Raw genomic sequence first — 16,289 nt, forward strand, 5'->3', positions numbered from 1 at the left:
CCACTAGAATGCGCCTCCGTGGTAACGATACTTTTTTGAGTGTCGATGGTATGCGAAGGTGGCGGAATTGGTAGACGCGCTAGCTTCAGGTGTTAGTGTCCTTTCGGACGTGGGGGTTCAAGTCCCCCCCCTCGCACCATAATCCACGTTGATATTGCTCGCACTGGGCGAAGGTGGCGGAATTGGTAGACGCGCTAGCTTCAGGTGTTAGTGTCCTTAGGATGTGGGGGTTCGAGTCCCCCCCCTCGCACCAACGAGGCGATATCAAAAAATAAGATGACTGTGCGAAGGTGGCGGAATTGGTAGACGCGCTAGCTTCAGGTGTTAGTGTCCTTAGGATGTGGGGGTTCGAGTCCCCCCCCTCGCACCAATTATCTTATTTCCCTCTCGATTTCTTCCCTGTTTTGTTCATCCCTGATTCCCGTTCATCATCACCAGAACAATGCCGCCGATCAGCGCCGCACATGAAGGCAACAGGACAAAATGCCGCAAACGCTTGTGGTACAGCATGAGTGAAGTCAACAGTAATCCTAATACAATCATCGCCTTCCATACGTAGATCGACAGGTCGCTAAATGCCATCCCGGCAATCAGTATTCCCGGCAGCAGAACACCCCATCCACTGCCCAGCGTACGTTGCAACATGGTACCACCTATGACACTGATAATGATAACCAATATCATATGATAAATTTTCTCATTTGTCAGCTGGGAGGCACTATCAATTATATGAGTTTTACTTAACGATTGATGACATGAATAATTTAAGGTGATAAATTGCTCGCCGGTTAGTTTTTCAACTAAAAACAATAAAAACCTCTGCGAATGATACCCCGTTCGTTATTTGTTTTATTTACCAACACACCTTCGTACATTGCAGATAACTAACAATATTTACCTATGACAGTACAATCCTGGCGAGCTCTGCGCACCAAAAAATACCAACTCTCTTTACGATTATTTCTGCTGCTCAACGCAGTCTCCGCACTGTTTACGCTTTTTTTTCCCCTGTTTGCCGTCAAAGCGTTGTCAGTACCGGCATTGCTGATTCTCGTGATGAGTACATTGTTGCTGGCATGGCATAGGAAATATGTGGATAAAAGAATTAATCTTCCTTTTATTTCAATCGTTTTTGGTTTGCTATGGGCATTACATATTTTCCTGAAATATAACGCTCTGGGTCATAATGATTATTATTTTCTATTAATCGCGCTTCTCAGCGTGCTGTTTATTGGTTCTATCGCTTTTGCCAATAATATCATCGCGTTTACGCTTCACTCATTGCCTTCCGTCGCCGTCTGTTTATGGCTGAATGGCAGCGAGCATGGTTTGCGAATTATCTATTTTATGGCGCTGCCCATGGCCGGGATCGCCATCCAGCATGTGATACAAAAGCGCTACGATGGCTTCGCCCAGCAGCTGATGTATAAACTGCTGGAAGAACGGGAAACCCTGAACGGACTCAGCATGCTCGACCCGCTAACCGGTTTGTACAATCGTCGGGGGCTACAACACCGACTCGATACGCTGTTGGCCTTGAGCAACGCGAAGCACTACGTCTTGCTGCTGGATATCGACCACTTCAAAGCCTATAACGATCACTACGGTCATATGATGGGAGATCAGGCGCTGATCCGCGTCTCTGCCGCGATTCGTGACTCCGTGCGCTCCCGGGACGTGGTGGCGCGCTTTGGTGGGGAAGAGTTTATGGTTTTGCTGACCGCGGTCGATCCCCAGCAGGCCCAGGCTGCCGCCGAACGTATTCGCCAGAAGGTGTACGACCTTAAAATTCCTCACATGTTTAACGAGAGCGTGGCAACCAACGTAACCGTGAGTATTGGTATTGCGCCTCTGGTCGAGCAGGATATTGATGCCGCTGTTGCCCGAGCGGATAAAGCCCTTTATGAGGCCAAGAGCCTTGGGCGCAACAGTACGCTGGTCAGCGATGACCTGCGGGTAAACTGCCCTTCTGCCTGAGCTATCTGTGCGGTGTGGCCCGGGATGGCGACAAAGATCTTGCCATCGCTCAATGTCAATTATAGGATTAGCAATCATTATCATTAAGATTAACATCCTTATATCGACATGGCTTATCGTTCCGCACCGATCGTTGAAGATGTCATCTGGCGTAGCCCTCTGCCTGCAAAGATACCCTCGCTGGCTGCTGCCGTACGCGCAACGATAGCCAACACCCGTGAGCACCTGCTGGACTTCATTCGTCTTGACGAAACGCCCGTGCCAGGTGCGATGACGCTACATGAATGGACGCAACCAACGACGCTAAGTTCATTGCTGGCTGTCTATTCAGACCATATTTATCGCAATCAGCCCACGCTGCCACGCGAAAATAAGCCGCTAATTTCTCTCTGGGCGCAGTGGTATATCGGCCTGATGATGCCTCCGCTCATGGTGGCCCTGCTGACGCAAAAAGAGGCCATCGACGTCTCTCCTGAACACATGCACGTAGAATTCCACGAAACAGGCCGTGCTGCCTGCTTCTGGATCGACGTGCATCAGGATCACCAGGTCACGGCCCAGTCTCCTCAGCAACGCATGGAAACGCTGATTCTCTCGGCGCTGACGCCAGTTGTGCAGGCGCTGGAAGCGACAGGCGAGATCAATGCGAAGCTTATCTGGAGCAACACCGGATATTTAATTCACTGGTATTTAACGGAAATGAAGCCGTTATTAGGTGAAGAACTGCTGACCACACTGCGCCAGACCTGTTTTTTTGAGAAGCAACTCTCCTGCGGTCAGGATAATCCCCTGTGGCGTACCGTTGTTCCGCGCGAGGGACTGTTAGTGCGCAGAACCTGCTGCCAGCGCTATCGCCTGCCCGATGTCCAGCAATGCGGTGACTGCACGCTGAAGTAAGCGAGGAGCCGTAGCCCCTCGCCCGTCAGTTATGCAACCTGCTGATTTTCTTCTTCTATACGCTGTGCTTCTTCTTTTTCCTGCGCTAATAGCTGCTTTTCGTAAACCTTAAAGAATGGGAAGTAGATGACGGCAGACACCAGTGCCAGCAGGACAACCAGAATGGCCGCACGATAATCCCAGCCTAACGCCCATGCCGCGCCAACCGGTGCCGGGGCCGTCCAGGGAACCACTGAAATCACCCGCCCAATTAAATCCAGCTTCATCGCCGCCCAGGCCAGCACTGCGTTCACCATAGGGGCCAGCAGGAAGGGAATAAAGAACACTGGGTTCATGACAATCGGCGTACCGAAAATCACCGGTTCGTTAATATTAAAAATGCTCGGGACAACGCTCAAACGCCCGATCGATCGCAGATGGGCCGAGCGGCTACGCAGATAGCAAATCACCAGCCCCATCGTCGCGCCGGAACCTCCAACCACAATAAAGAACGTCCAGAACGCTTCCATAAAGATATGCGGTAAAGGCGCGCCCTGCGCCAGCGCCGACTGGTTCATCCCGAGATTGGTGAGCCAGAACATTTGCAGCATTCCCGACACAATTGCCGCGCCATGAATACCCGCAAACCACAGCAGATGGCCGATCAGCACCGCCAGCAGTATCGCTGGCAGAGAATCCGCTGCAGACACCAGTGGTTTAAAGATGGCCATGATGGCCTGCGGGATCAGCATGTCAAACTGCGACTGAATCACCAGACTCAGCGGGTACAGCGTCAGCACCACCACCAGCACAGGGATCAGCAGATCGAAGGAGTTTTTGATCATCGGCGGCACCTGATCGGGTAAACGAATGCCGATGTTGTGCGCCTTCAGGAAGCGCATCATTTCAACGCAGTAAATAGCCACCAGGATGGCAGTGAAAATCCCCGTACCGCCCAGGCTATCAACCGGCATCGTGCCTTTGGTTTTCGGTGCAGCAATCAGCAAAAAAGCCATGATCGATAGCATCGCGCACATGAAGGGATCTAGCTGATGTGACTTCACATAGTGCTTGCCCAGGTTATAAGCGATAGCCGCACATATGTAGACTGACATGATCCCCATCGTCATATCAAACGGTGTGAGGATTTGGCCTTCAAACTGTTTCGCCATATCCAGCCACGCACGTGCAAACCCCCAGGTGGTATCCGGAGAAAAAGGCGGATAGGCGAAAACCAGCAGAAACGAGCCTACGATCATAAAGGGCATCGCCGAAATAAACCCATCACGGATAGCCATCACATGACGTTGTGAAGAGATGCGCCCGGCAACAGGGCTGACGTAATTTTCAACGAAGCGGAAAATCACATTAAACACAGCATGATTAGTAGACATAGCCGTTCTCCCGTTGTGCAAAACCCTGCAACCGTGCTGGTATCAACACCACCACGTAAAGCCCATTACTACTTTTCGCAACCGTGCCGGGAGGAACGCCAGCGCTACTGCATTTTGAGTTCAGTTTCATAGATGGCTCTTGTTATGTAATACAGAGGAAGTGACAACTTCAGTATTAATCGCCATTTGAGCATTCTGCAACCGGTTACTGTAACCGGTTTCTTTGATTGTGAAGACGATCGAAAAACTGCCAATGTTGCCATGTTGTTACATTAAAATATTTACAGCGAGCTTGCCCCTATGACAAATTACGCCATGCGGTTTTCTGCTGGATGGAGCTGCCTGTAGGCGATTTGGAGAGAAGAATGAGTTTGCAATCTGTACGCCAATTTTTAGCGCAATATGCACCAGATATTGAGATTATCGAATTAGATCAGAGCACAGCTACCGTCGATCTGGCAGCGAAAGCCCATAACGTCGAACCTGGCCAGATCGCGAAAACGCTTTCGCTGAAGGTCAAGAACGACATTATTCTGGTCGTCGCCAAAGGTGATGCCCGACTGGATAACAAAAAGCTAAAGAGCACTTTCGGTGCCAAAGCCCGTATGTTGAGTAGCGATGAAGTAGTGAACGCGACGGGCCATCCCGTTGGCGGCGTTTGCCCTTTCGGACTGGAAACGCCGATTTCGGTGTACTGCGATGTTTCGTTGAAGCATTACGCTGAAGTGCTTCCCGCCGCAGGCGCCATCCACAGCGCCGTTCGTATCACGCCAGAAAGGATGGCTGAGCTGACTTCCGCCACCTGGGTGGATGTGTGTCAGGGATGATTCACGTTCCGTGCCGATAACGAAACCCGGCACGAAACGATCTAACATTACCCGTTAAGAAGCCGCCTGTAGAAAAGGTGCAGGTTCACCTGCACGCAGGTACAGCAGGATATCTGCAGCATCCAGCAGTCCGGCATCTGAGCTCACGCCCAGCTTGGACATCACATTAAATTTATGTGCCCGAATGGTTTTAATATTCCGCTCTAACTGAGCAGCGATCTGCGGCATTGAATAGCCATTCGACATAAAGCGCAGTATTTCTCGTTCTGTTGGACTGAGCATACGGCTTTGATTGATATACCAATGGTTTTTAGAACCTTCGGTTCCCCGATTGGGGCCGTTCAATACCGTAAATAACGCGTCCTGCAGTACCGTTAATGAAGAAGATTTGCTCACAACGCCATCTAACGGCAACGGTGACAAAGAGCCGATTAATCGCGCTTCAGCGTCATCATCAGCAATCATCACCCGGCGAATACGCGGAAAATTTACAGCCAGTTCCGTCAGATAAGCTAACCCGGCCCTGCGATCGGTTCTGATTGCAGAGAGGGAGAAAATAACCGCCGAAAACGACGTTTTTAACATAACCTGACTAAATGCAGGCTGGCTCGAAAAGATATGTAGTTCGTATTGGTTATCCGGCATGGTATTAAACAGGCTCTTAATACCGACGCTACTCATCGCGCACTTCTCTACCAGCGCAACGTTTCGGTAATGACTCCAACTTATTGATAGTGTTTTATGTTCAGATAATGCCCGATGACTTTGTCATGCAGCTCCACCGATTTTGAGAACGACAGCGACTTCCGTCCCAGCCTTGCCAGGTGCTGCCTCAGATTCAGGTTATGCCGCTCAATGCGCTGAGTGTAACGCTTGCTGATAACGTGCAGCTTTCCCTTCAGGCGGGATTCATACAGCGGCCAGCCATCCGTCATCCATACCACGACCTCAAAGGCCGACAGCAGGCTCAGAAGACGCTCCAGTGTGGCCAGAGTGCGTTCACCGAATACGTGCGCCACAACCGTCTTCCGGAGCCTGTCATACGCGTAAAACAGCCAGCGCTGGCGCGATTTAGCCCCGACGTATCCCCACTGTTCGTCCATTTCCGCGCAGACGATGACGTCACTGCCCGGCTGTATGCGCGAGGTTACCGACTGCGGCCTGAGTTTTTTAAATGGCGGAAAATCGTGTTGAGGCCAACGCCCATAATGCGGGCGGTTGCCCGGCATCCAACGCCATTCATGGCCATATCAATGATTTTCTGGTGCGTACCGGGTTGAGAAGCGGTGTAAGTGAACTGCAGTTGCCATGTTTTACGGCAGTGAGAGCAGAGATAGCGCTGATGTCCGGCGGTGCTTTTGCCGTTACGCACCACCCCGTCAGTAGCTGAACAGGAGGGACAGCTGATAGAAACAGAAGCCACTGGAGCACCTCAAAAACACCATCATACACTAAATCAGTAAGTTGGCAGCATCACCGTATTTTCCATCCTGATAAATAACATTACATTTTCATAAGCGCTGTCTTTATTGATAAGCAAGTGAGGTGTGCAAACGCATCAGACGTACGATCTGCATCTTTTTTCGACGCAAAGATTGATCTTAGCCAGAGCCAACAGGATCATGCTTCATGATAAAAAGAAGACATCCGCCACGCAAAGAGATCCTTTTCAGTCAGAGCGAGTCATGCAAACAGAGCAGTCGTCACAGCGAACGGTTACACGGTTATGTATTCAATGCGGTCTTTTTTTACTTCAGCATGGGGCAGAAAGTGCGCTGGTTGACGAGCTATCCACCCGCCTCGGGCTGGCGCTTGGCATGGATAGCGTAGAAAGCGCTATCTCCTCTAACGCCATCGTCCTGACCACCATTAAAGACGGGCAGTGCCTGACTTCAACGCGAAAAAATCAGGATCGCGGAATTAACATGCACGTCGTGACGGAGGTGCAGCACATCGTTATTCTGGCGGAACACAAACTGCTGGATGTTAAAGGCGTTGAGAAACGCTTTAGCCAGATTAAACCGCTGCGCTATCCAAGATGGTTGGTCGCCTTTATGGTCGGCTTGTCCTGCGCCTGCTTTTGTAAACTCAATAATGGCGGATGGGATGGCGCGGTGATCACCTTTTTCGCCAGTATGGTGGCAATGTATATTCGCCAGATTCTGGCGTCCCGGCATTTGCACCCGCAAATCAACTTCTGCATTACTGCGTTTGTGGCAACCTCGATTTCTGGTCTGCTGCTGACGTTGCCGACGTTTAACCACACTCCAACCATCGCCATGGCCGCCAGCGTGCTGCTGTTGGTTCCGGGTTTTCCGTTGATCAACTCCGTCGCGGATATGTTTAAGGGACACATTAATACTGGGCTCGCTCGCTGGGCTATTGCCAGTCTGCTGACGCTGGCGACCTGCATTGGCGTAGTCATGTCGATGACCTTATGGGGGCTGCGCGGATGGGCGTGATCGATTTCATTTTGGCGCTAATGCAGGACATGATCCTGTCGGCGATTCCGGCGCTTGGTTTTGCCATGGTATTTAACGTACCACATCGGGCGCTCCCCTGGTGCGCGTTACTCGGCGCACTCGGCCACGGTTCACGAATGGTGATGATGAGCGCTGGATTTAATATCGAATGGTCAACTTTTATGGCGTCGCTACTGGTGGGCTGCATTGGGATCCAGTGGTCACGCTGGTATCTGGCGCACCCGAAAGTCTTCACCGTTGCGGCAGTAATCCCCATGTTCCCTGGGATCTCGGCCTATACCGCCATGATCTCGGCGGTAAAAATCGGCCATTTTGGCTACAGCGAAGCGCTGATGATCACGCTGTTGACCAATTTCCTGAAAGCCTCATCGATTGTCGGAGCGCTCTCTATCGGGCTATCCGTACCGGGATTATGGCTGTATCGCAAACGCCCGCGTGTTTAGCGGCACGCTTTGTTAGCTCCTCGCAGAGAGGGGAATCGCCCCCTCATCTGCTGCTCTCCTTCTTCTCTGTGTTACTATAAAAGCAGTCCCCTTCTCGGTTGTTGTTCAGTATTGAGAAACATTATGCCCAGCAAAATTTTGACGCCGGACGTCACTAGCATTGACGCCTTACTACACGATCACCATACGGTGCTGGCCAGGTCTGCGGGCGGTGCCGTAGCCGTATTCGCCAACAACGCGCCAGCATTTTACGCGGTGACGCCTGCACGACTGGCCGAGTTGTTGGCGCTTGAAGAGAAGCTGTCACGCCCGGGAAGCGATGTGACGCTGGATGCACAATTTTATGAAGAGCCGCAAACCGCTCCTGTTGTCGTGCCAATGGGGAAATTTGCGATGTACGCTGACTGGCAGCCCGATGCCGACTTTCAGCGCCAGGCCGCCCTGTGGGGCGTGGCGTTAAGAGAACCGGTCACCGCCGAGGAACTGGCCTCATTTGTCGCCTACTGGCAGGCCGAAGGCAAAGTCTTTCACCATATTCAGTGGCAGCAAAAACTGGCACGCAGCATCCAGATTGGCCGGGCCAGCAATGGCGGAATGCCGAAGCGCGATGTGAACAGTGTCAGCGAGCCTGACAACCATATTCCACCGGGTTTTAGAGGATAACGATGAAAAACGTTGGCGACCTGATGAAACGTCTGCAAAAAATGATGCCGGCTAATGTCGAGCCAGCCTTTAAAACGGGCGAGGAGCTGCTGGCATGGCAAAAAGAGCAAGGTGAAATTCGCGCCGCAGCGCTGGCCCGTGAAAACCGAGCCATGAAAATGCAGCGCACATTCAACCGTTCCGGTATTCGTCCACTGCATCAGAACTGTTCGTTCGATAACTATCGGGTGGAATGCGAAGGTCAGATGAACGCCCTGAGCAAAGCTCGCCAGTACGTTGAAGAGTTTGACGGCAACATCGCCAGCTTTATTTTCTCTGGCAAGCCCGGCACCGGCAAAAACCATCTGGCCGCCGCTATCTGCAACGAGCTGCTGCTGCGCGGCAAGTCGGTGCTGATTATCACCGTCGCGGACATTATGTCAGCCATGAAAGATACCTTCAGCAACCGTGAAACCAGCGAAGAACAGCTGCTGAACGATCTCAGCAATGTCGATTTGCTGGTGATCGACGAAATCGGCGTGCAGACCGAATCCCGCTATGAAAAGGTGATCATCAACCAGATCGTCGATCGCCGCTCGTCTTCAAAACGCCCGACCGGTATGTTGACCAACAGCAATATGGATGAAATGAACAAACTGCTGGGCGAGCGGGTTATGGACCGTATGCGCCTTGGCAACAGCCTGTGGGTGATTTTTAACTGGGAAAGCTACCGTAGTCGGGTAACCGGTAAAGAGTATTAACGTATTAGGACCACTCCTAAGACTGCCGGCGCTATACTGCGCTGAAAAGGCATAACACGAGTTGCATATAATGATGAAAACAACCAAACGTCTGCTGTGCTGTGCGCTTGCCGCCAGCACGCTCATCTCGACCAGCGTTTTCGCCGCCTCCTGGCAGGATTCGCTCTCCAGCGCGGCCAGCGAACTGAGCAAACAAAGCTCCGGCTCGCAGGGCGGCTCGTCGCTCTCTTCCCTGACCAGTCTACTGAATGGCAGCAATCAGTCGCTGACCTCCAGCAGCATGAATAACGCCGCCGGGATCCTGGAATATTGCGCGAAACAGAAACTGGCCTCGGTCACCGACACGCAGAACGTCAAAAACCAGGTGCTGGATAAACTGGGTCTCAGTGCTCCGGAGCAGAAACAAGACACCAACTATATGGACGGCATTCAGGGGCTGCTCAACGCTAAAGATGGTCAACAACTGGACCTGAACACAATTGGCAACAGCTCGCTGGCGAAGCAGGTAAAAACCAAGGCCTGCGATCTGGTGTTAAAACAGGGTATGAACTTCATTTCCTGACGCACGACATGCCGCGTATACCCTGCGCGGCATCAACCTGCTCCCCATAAAATTCACACGTCAAATAATCAGTAAATCCCCCGCAAAAAACACGCATATCTAAACCAATTCTGAATAACAACGTAATTTAATGTCACTACAATTGCAGCAATGCAACATCGCTATTACATTGTGCTTTCCCAAAATCATTAGCCTGCCTGGCGTTTGCCCGGTTTACTGAGGATCGATCGTTGTCAGAACTCATCTCCATCACTCTGTTTCTCGCTTCAGTGCTGATTTACGCCTGGAAAGCGGGTCGCAATACCTGGTGGTTTGCTGCCACGTTAACGGTGCTGGGGATTTTTATTGTCTTGAATATCACGCTGTATGCCAGTGACTATTTCACCGGCGACGGTATCAATGACGCGGTTCTGTACACGCTGACCAACAGCCTGACCGGCGCGGGAATTGGAAAATATATCTTACCTGGTGTCGGGATTGCGCTGGTCCTGACGACCGTTTTTGTCGCTCTCGGCTGGATTCTGCGCCGCCGTCGCCATCATCCGCATCATGTGGGTTACAGTCTGCTGGCCCTGCTGCTGGCGCTGGCCTCCGTAGATGCCAGCCCGGCGTTTCACCAGATAACCGAACTGGTAAAGTCGCAGTCGCGCGATGGCGATCCGGATTTCCCAACCTATTATAAAGAGCCGTCAAAAACGATTCCCAACCCGAAGCTGAATCTGGTTTATATCTATGGCGAAAGCCTCGAGCGCACCTATTTTAACAATGACGCGTTCCCGGATCTGACCCCGGAACTCGGTGCGTTGAAAAACGAAGGGCTGGATTTCAGCAATACCATGCAACTGCCGGGTACCGATTACACCATCGCTGGCATGGTCGCCTCCCAGTGCGGTATTCCGCTGTTTGCGCCGTTTGAAGGCAACGCCTCGGCGTCGGTCTCCAGCTTCTTCCCCAACAATATCTGTCTGGGCGATATCCTGAAAAACTCCGGCTATCAAAACTACTTTGTGCAGGGAGCCAACCTGCGCTTTGCCGGCAAAGACGTGTTCCTGAAATCTCACGGTTTTGATCATCTCTACGGTGCGGAAGAGTTAAAAAGCGTGGTTGCGGACCCGGCCTATCGCAACGACTGGGGCTTCTACGACGATACCGTGCTGGATGAAGCGTGGAAAAAATTCGAAGAGCTTTCACGTTCGGGCCAGCGCTTTTCACTGTTTACGCTGACTGTGGATACCCATCATCCAGATGGATTTATCTCACGTAGCTGTAACCGTAAACGTTATGACATCGACGGGAAGGCCAACCAATCCTTCAGCGCGGTCAGCTGCAGCCAGGAAAACATTGCCGAATTTATCAATAAGATCAAAGCCTCACCGTGGTTCAAAGATACCGTTATCGTGGTTTCTTCCGATCATCTGGCGATGAACAACACCGCATGGAAGTATCTGAACAAGCAGGATCGCAACAACCTGTTCTTCGTGCTGCGCGGCGACCAGCCACAGCAGGAGACGCTGGCGGTGAAGCGTAACACGATGGATAACGGGGCAACGGTACTGGATATTCTCGGTGGCGATAACTTTATCGGTCTTGGCCGCAGCAGTTTGTCGAGCGAATCCGTGTCTGAAGTGTTCCTGAACATCAAAGAAAAAATGCTGGCGTGGAAGCCCGATATCATCCGCCTGTGGAATTTCCCGAAAGAGATGAAAGAGTTCACCGTCGACCAGGACAAAAACATGATCTCTTTCTCCGGCAGCCATTTCCGCCTGCCGTTGCTGCTGCGCGTATCGGACAAACGCGTCGAGCCGCTGCCGGAAAGCGAATACTCGGCCCCGCTGCGCTTCCAACTGGCAGATTTCGCGCCGCGAGATAACTTTGTCTGGGTTGATCGCTGCTACAAAATGGCGCAGCTATGGGCCCCGGAGCTGGCGCTCTCCACCGACTGGTGCGTATCGCAAGGCCAGTTAGGCGGACAGCAAATCGTGCAGCACGTCGACAAAGCCAAATGGAAAAGTAAAACCGTGTTTAAAGACACGGTGATCGACATGGAGCGCTACAAAGGTAACGTTGATACGCTGAAAATTGTCGATAACGACATTCGCTACAAAGCCGACAGCTTCGTCTTCAACGTGGCGGGCGCGCCGGAAGAGGTTAAACAGTTTAGCGGCATTTCACGCCCCGAATCCTGGGGACGCTGGTCCAATGCGCAGCTCAGCAAAGAGGTGACCATCGAGTACAAGGCCCCGCTGCCGAAGAAATTCGATCTGGTCATTACAGCGAAAGCCTTCGGCGACAACGCCAATCGCCCTATTCCCGTACGCGTTGGCCACGAGGAACAGACGCTGGTGTTAGGCCATGATGTCACTACCACTACCTTGCATTTTGATAACCCGGCGGATGCCGATACGCTGGTGATTGTCCCGCCCGATCCGGTCGCCACCAACGAGGGCAATATTCTCGGCCACTCGCCGCGTAAACTGGGGATCGGGATGGTTGAAATCAAAGTGGTCGCTCAGGGCTCGTAACATGAAATGGCTGATGGCGCTTCGCTTATCAGTCTTACAGCTAGCCGCATTTATTGTCTGAAAAAAAAACAGCGCCCAACACCACACCGGGCGCTGCATGGCAACCTTATTCCAGACTTTTCACTGCCTGGCGCATACCCTGCACCAGAATCATTTCCAGGTTTGCCGTCACCAGCCCGGCAAGCCCGGGCAGCAACGTCAAATCTTCACCCCAGTGCGCCGCATCGCCGAGCACAGTATCCACCAGTTCACGCAGCGTTAAATCTTTGCCAACTCGCGGCCACAGACTGGCATACAGGCTAACCCACTGCTCATCATCCTGTATCGGATAGCGTTCTCCCTCCCGCTCTGCGCGATAAAACGCCAGCAGCGCCGCGAGGGCGAACGTTAACCGCACGGGCCAGCGCCCATTTTGCTGGCCCGCCAGCAGTTGCGGCAAAATTCGGGTACGGAATTTGGTCATCCCGTTAAGCGCAATGGAAAGCAACTGGTGACGAATGTAGGGGTTTTGAAAACGCCCACTCACCGCGTCGGCAAATTCACGCAGTTCATCCGCCGGGAGATCCAATACCGGTATAATTTCCTCGCTAATCGCCCGCTCGATAAAGTGACGGACATCGGCATCCTGCATCGCTTCGTCGACAGTCTCCAGGCCACACAGCCAGGCCACCGGCACCAACGCCGTATGCGCGCCATTGAGAATGGCGACCTTACGCTCTTTGTACGGTTTGATATCGCTCACTACCCGTATGTTCAGCGGGCACTGCGCCAGATTCAGCTCCTCGGCCAGCCACTGCGGCCCCTGAATCACAAACAGGTAAAAATGCTCCGCGGTATCGAGAAACGCATCGTGATAGCCAAGCGAAGCTTCCAGCGCGGCGGCTTCTTCTCGCGGGTAGCCGGTGACAATGCGGTCGACCAGCGTGGAACAGAAGGTGTTTGCCGTCGCCACCCAGTCGGCAAACGCCGGGGGAAGCTGCCACTCCTGTGCATACCGCAGTACCAGCGTTTTGAGCGCCTCGCCGTTATAGTCGATAAGCTCGCACGGGATAATGACCCACCCCTTATCCACTGCGCCCTCAAAATGATTAAAACGCTCCAGCAGCAGACGTGTCAGTTTAGCCGGAAAGCTTACCGGCGGCGCATCATCGACCCGGTCTGCCGCGTGATAGCTAATTCCGGCTTCGGTGGTATTCGAAAACACAAAGCGAATATCCGCATTGTGGGCCAGCGCCAGATACGCCGCGAAGTCCTGATACGGATTGATTTCGTTATTCACCGAACGGATCAGCCGCGCCTCGCTCACCGCTTCGCCCTGCGCGTTTAGCCCGCGAATAAGCGTGGTATACAGCCCGTCCTGGGTATTCAGCGACGGTGGAAAATCGCTATTGATCGGGCGAACGATGGTCACGCCAGCGTTCAAAAAGGTTTGCTCGTTGAGGATATCCAGTTGCCAGTCGACAAACGCCCGCAGGAAATTCCCTTCACCAAACTGGATCACGCGCGTTGGGTAACTGGCCCCCGGAAAATCACGTCGATTCAATGTCTTCATCGCATTTACCCTCTCAGAACGTGATCACGCCTTTAATCAGTTCACGGTTGTTAATCACATCCCGTTCGTAGATTTCCGCCAGTGTGGCAAATGCGTAACGGTGCGTGAGCATCATGTCGGCGGTCAGTTTGCCTTCCGACATCAGGCGGCCCACTTTGGCGAAATCTTCCGGTGTGGCGTTGCGACTGCCCATCATGGTGGTCTCTTTCTTGTGGAACTCCGGATCGGAGAACTGCAATTCGCCTTTGAATAGCCCAACGAAAACGATGCTGCCGCCATGGCGAATCAAATTCACCGTGTTGTTCATCGCATGCTGATTGCCCGTGGCATCAATGACCTTTTGCGCCAGCGAACCGCCAAACTGGTCACGCAGTTGCGCATCAAAATCTTCAGCAGACGGATCGATAACCGGGAGCCCCAACCGGGAAACCACATGCTCCCGGCGAGCCGGACTGGTATCGGCGACCACCACCTGTGCGCCATCGGCTTTGGCAATCGCCGCCGCGCCCAGACCAATCGGACCGGCACCGACCACCAGCACCTGCTCACCCGGAGCCACCGCCGCCCGGCGTACCGCATGCGCGCTAATGGCATAAGGCTCAATCAGCGCCGCCGCCTGCGGATCAATTCCCTGCGCATCCAACAGGTTGGTGACCGGTACGGACAGGTATTCGCTGAAGCCGCCATCCTGATGCACGCCAATCACCGAAATCTTCTCGCAGCAGTTAGTGCGCCCGCTCAGACAGGCCGGACACTGCTGGCAGGCCACGTAAGGAATAACCGCCACCTGCTGACCATTTTTCAGATTCTGTATATTTTTGCCCAGCCCGACAATTTCCCCACATATTTCATGCCCCAGTACACGTGGATAGCTGAAAAATGGCTGATTGCCACCCCAGGCATGAATATCGGTACCGCAAATCCCGACTGATTTAATTTTTATTAATGCTTCACCCTCACCCGGAATAGGTATTTCACGCTCTTTCCAGACTAATTTTTTAGGTTCCTGGCAAATCAACGTATTCATCGTAGACATGATTCTGCTCTCCTGTTTTTTTGTTGCCTCAGATATCAACGAAAATAAAAAAGCCGGAGAAAGCAGAAACACAATCTGTGAATCCCAGCGCATAAAAATGTTTTAAATCGGGTTTTAATACGCAAAAAGGAGAAGCCATGAGCCGTTCACAGAACTTACGCCACAATGTGATTAACCAGATAATCGATGATATGGCGCGTGGCCATATCCCTTCCCCCCTCCCGTCGCAGAGCGCGCTGGCGGAGATGTACAACATCAGCCGCACCACCGTGCGCCATATGCTGAGCCACTTAGGCGAGTGCGGCGTGCTGACCCAGGTCGGCAGCCACTATGTCATCGTACGTAAACCCGACCATGACGACGGTTTTGCCTGTACAACCGCCTCCATGACTGAGCAAAACCGGATTTTTGAGCAGGCTTTTTTCACCATGATCAACCAGCGTCAGCTACGCGCAGGGGAGAGTTTCTCCGAACTACAGCTTGCCAGAGCCGCGGGGGTCAGCCCGGTGGTGGTGAGAGAATATCTTTTAAAATTCGAACGTTACAATCTGATCAAAAACGAAAAACGCGGCCATTGGAGCATGAAGCAGTTCGATCAGGCCTATGCGGAACAGCTGTTTGAACTCAGAGAGATGCTGGAAACCCATTCCCTGCAGCATTTTCTCAATCTGCCCGACGATGACCCGCGCTGGCTGCAGGCTAAAACACTGCTGGAGCGTCACCGGGTCCTGCGCGACAGCATCGGCAGCAGCTTTCGTATGTTCTCGCAGTTAGACCGTGAGTTTCATGCTTTACTGCTCTCCGCAGCAGATAATATATTTTTTAATCAATCGCTTGAAATCATCTCCGTGATTTTCCACTTTCATTATCAGTGGGATGAAAGCGACCTCAAGCAGCGCAATATCATTGCCATTGATGAGCATATGACCATCCTCAGCGCACTGATTTGCCGCAGCGACCTGGATGCCACCCTGGCGCTCTGTAACCATTTGAATTCAGCCAAACAATCGATGATTCGCTCCATCAACCAAAGCCATAGCGCCGCTCATTAAGTACCGATAAAAAACAGCAAACCATTACCGGGAGCACGATTTTATAAAAATAAAAACGCCGGAAAAATACCGCTTGCCTATGCTCACGCTAAGTCGACTGCATTAAAAACTTTTGTGAGCGGTGATGAGCAAATTGATTCATCACTGGTATTTTTCAATACT

Annotated in this window: 16 protein-coding genes and 3 tRNA genes; 13 read left to right on the forward strand and 6 right to left on the reverse strand. The window is 52.3% G+C overall.

The genetic code is table 11. The features are described from left to right. Positions 1-52 precede the first annotated feature (52 nt). From O6D90_RS20085 to O6D90_RS20095, 3 genes are all read left to right on the forward strand, one after another. Positions 53-139: transfer RNA gene (locus O6D90_RS20085), tRNA-Leu, on the forward strand. 28 nt (positions 140-167) lie between these two features. Beyond that, positions 168-253 (forward strand) — tRNA-Leu (locus O6D90_RS20090). Between the two features lie 31 nt (positions 254-284). Then, positions 285-370, forward strand: a tRNA-Leu gene (locus O6D90_RS20095). Positions 371-408: 38 nt separating this feature from the next. Here the strand turns inward: O6D90_RS20095 and O6D90_RS20100 are convergent. After that, positions 409-684, reverse strand: coding sequence for a DUF1435 domain-containing protein (locus O6D90_RS20100; protein WP_032931271.1), 276 nt, complete (start codon positions 682-684; stop codon positions 409-411). 216 nt (positions 685-900) lie between these two features. Here O6D90_RS20100 and O6D90_RS20105 point away from each other — a divergent pair, with 216 nt between their 5' ends. Continuing rightward, positions 901-1,977: a GGDEF domain-containing protein gene (locus O6D90_RS20105; RefSeq protein WP_016151597.1), complete on the forward strand. Its 1,077-nt coding sequence runs from the start codon at positions 901-903 to the stop codon at positions 1,975-1,977. 108 nt (positions 1,978-2,085) lie between these two features. Further along, on the forward strand, positions 2,086-2,874 hold the full coding sequence (gene fhuF / locus O6D90_RS20110) for a siderophore-iron reductase FhuF (RefSeq protein WP_016155626.1): 789 nt from the start codon (positions 2,086-2,088) through the stop codon (positions 2,872-2,874). Between the two features lie 29 nt (positions 2,875-2,903). Here the strand turns inward: fhuF and O6D90_RS20115 are convergent, their stop codons facing one another. Beyond that, the gene (locus O6D90_RS20115) at positions 2,904-4,247 is read right to left on the reverse strand and encodes a PTS sugar transporter subunit IIC (protein ID WP_016151595.1); all 1,344 of its coding nucleotides are present in this window, start codon (positions 4,245-4,247) and stop codon (positions 2,904-2,906) included. A 365-nt stretch (positions 4,248-4,612) separates the two neighbouring features. On the opposite strand from O6D90_RS20115, the gene O6D90_RS20120 reads away from it, so the two are divergent. Then, positions 4,613-5,074: a YbaK/EbsC family protein gene (locus O6D90_RS20120; protein WP_016151593.1), complete on the forward strand. Its 462-nt coding sequence runs from the start codon at positions 4,613-4,615 to the stop codon at positions 5,072-5,074. A gap of 54 nt (positions 5,075-5,128) precedes the next feature. On the opposite strand, the gene bglJ is transcribed toward O6D90_RS20120, so the two are convergent. After that, positions 5,129-5,755, reverse strand: a complete 627-nt coding sequence (bglJ, locus tag O6D90_RS20125; protein ID WP_271143191.1) for a DNA-binding transcriptional activator BglJ — start codon at positions 5,753-5,755, stop codon at positions 5,129-5,131. A gap of 44 nt (positions 5,756-5,799) precedes the next feature. Beyond that, positions 5,800-6,497 (reverse strand): IS1 family transposase gene (locus O6D90_RS20130; RefSeq protein ID WP_151884388.1). Its coding sequence is split into 2 segments (ribosomal slippage): positions 5,800-6,248 and positions 6,248-6,497, totalling 699 coding nucleotides; the frame shifts between segments, so codons are not numbered across the junction. Positions 6,498-6,759: 262 nt separating this feature from the next. On the opposite strand from O6D90_RS20130, the gene O6D90_RS20135 reads away from it, so the two are divergent. From O6D90_RS20135 to opgB, 6 genes are all read left to right on the forward strand, one after another. After that, positions 6,760-7,536, forward strand: a complete 777-nt coding sequence (locus tag O6D90_RS20135; protein ID WP_016155624.1) for a threonine/serine ThrE exporter family protein — start codon at positions 6,760-6,762, stop codon at positions 7,534-7,536. Further along, positions 7,527-8,000 (forward strand): threonine/serine exporter, encoded by a 474-nt coding sequence (locus tag O6D90_RS20140; RefSeq protein WP_016151589.1) that lies wholly within the window; start codon positions 7,527-7,529, stop codon positions 7,998-8,000. The genes O6D90_RS20135 and O6D90_RS20140 overlap by 10 nt, the downstream gene beginning before the upstream one ends. A 123-nt stretch (positions 8,001-8,123) precedes the next feature. Beyond that, positions 8,124-8,663 (forward strand): primosomal protein DnaT, encoded by a 540-nt coding sequence (gene dnaT, locus O6D90_RS20145; protein WP_016151588.1) that lies wholly within the window; start codon positions 8,124-8,126, stop codon positions 8,661-8,663. A gap of 2 nt (positions 8,664-8,665) precedes the next feature. After that, positions 8,666-9,403 carry a DNA replication protein DnaC gene (gene dnaC, locus O6D90_RS20150; protein ID WP_016155623.1) on the forward strand — a complete coding sequence of 246 codons (738 nt, stop codon included), beginning with the start codon at positions 8,666-8,668 and terminating at the stop codon, positions 9,401-9,403. A gap of 70 nt (positions 9,404-9,473) precedes the next feature. Continuing rightward, a complete protein-coding gene (locus O6D90_RS20155) occupies positions 9,474-9,965 on the forward strand; it encodes a DUF2501 domain-containing protein (RefSeq protein WP_016151586.1) in 492 nt (163 codons plus the stop codon). A gap of 230 nt (positions 9,966-10,195) precedes the next feature. Beyond that, positions 10,196-12,487 carry a phosphatidylglycerol--membrane-oligosaccharide glycerophosphotransferase gene (opgB, locus tag O6D90_RS20160; RefSeq protein ID WP_016155622.1) on the forward strand — a complete coding sequence of 764 codons (2,292 nt, stop codon included), beginning with the start codon at positions 10,196-10,198 and terminating at the stop codon, positions 12,485-12,487. A gap of 106 nt (positions 12,488-12,593) precedes the next feature. On the opposite strand, the gene O6D90_RS20165 is transcribed toward opgB, so the two are convergent. Further along, the gene (locus O6D90_RS20165; protein ID WP_016155621.1) at positions 12,594-14,039 is read right to left on the reverse strand and encodes a tagaturonate reductase; all 1,446 of its coding nucleotides are present in this window, start codon (positions 14,037-14,039) and stop codon (positions 12,594-12,596) included. A gap of 13 nt (positions 14,040-14,052) precedes the next feature. Then, on the reverse strand, positions 14,053-15,075 hold the full coding sequence (locus O6D90_RS20170) for a zinc-binding alcohol dehydrogenase family protein (protein ID WP_016155620.1): 1,023 nt from the start codon (positions 15,073-15,075) through the stop codon (positions 14,053-14,055). Between the two features lie 137 nt (positions 15,076-15,212). Here O6D90_RS20170 and O6D90_RS20175 point away from each other — a divergent pair, with 137 nt between their 5' ends. Then, positions 15,213-16,127, forward strand: coding sequence for a GntR family transcriptional regulator (locus O6D90_RS20175; RefSeq protein WP_016151582.1), 915 nt, complete (start codon positions 15,213-15,215; stop codon positions 16,125-16,127). Positions 16,128-16,289 lie beyond the last annotated feature (162 nt).

Origin of the sequence: Citrobacter sp. 21OH12SH02A-Citro (assembly GCF_027919895.1) — a bacterium.
Classification (GTDB): Bacteria; Pseudomonadota; Gammaproteobacteria; order Enterobacterales; family Enterobacteriaceae; genus Citrobacter; species Citrobacter braakii.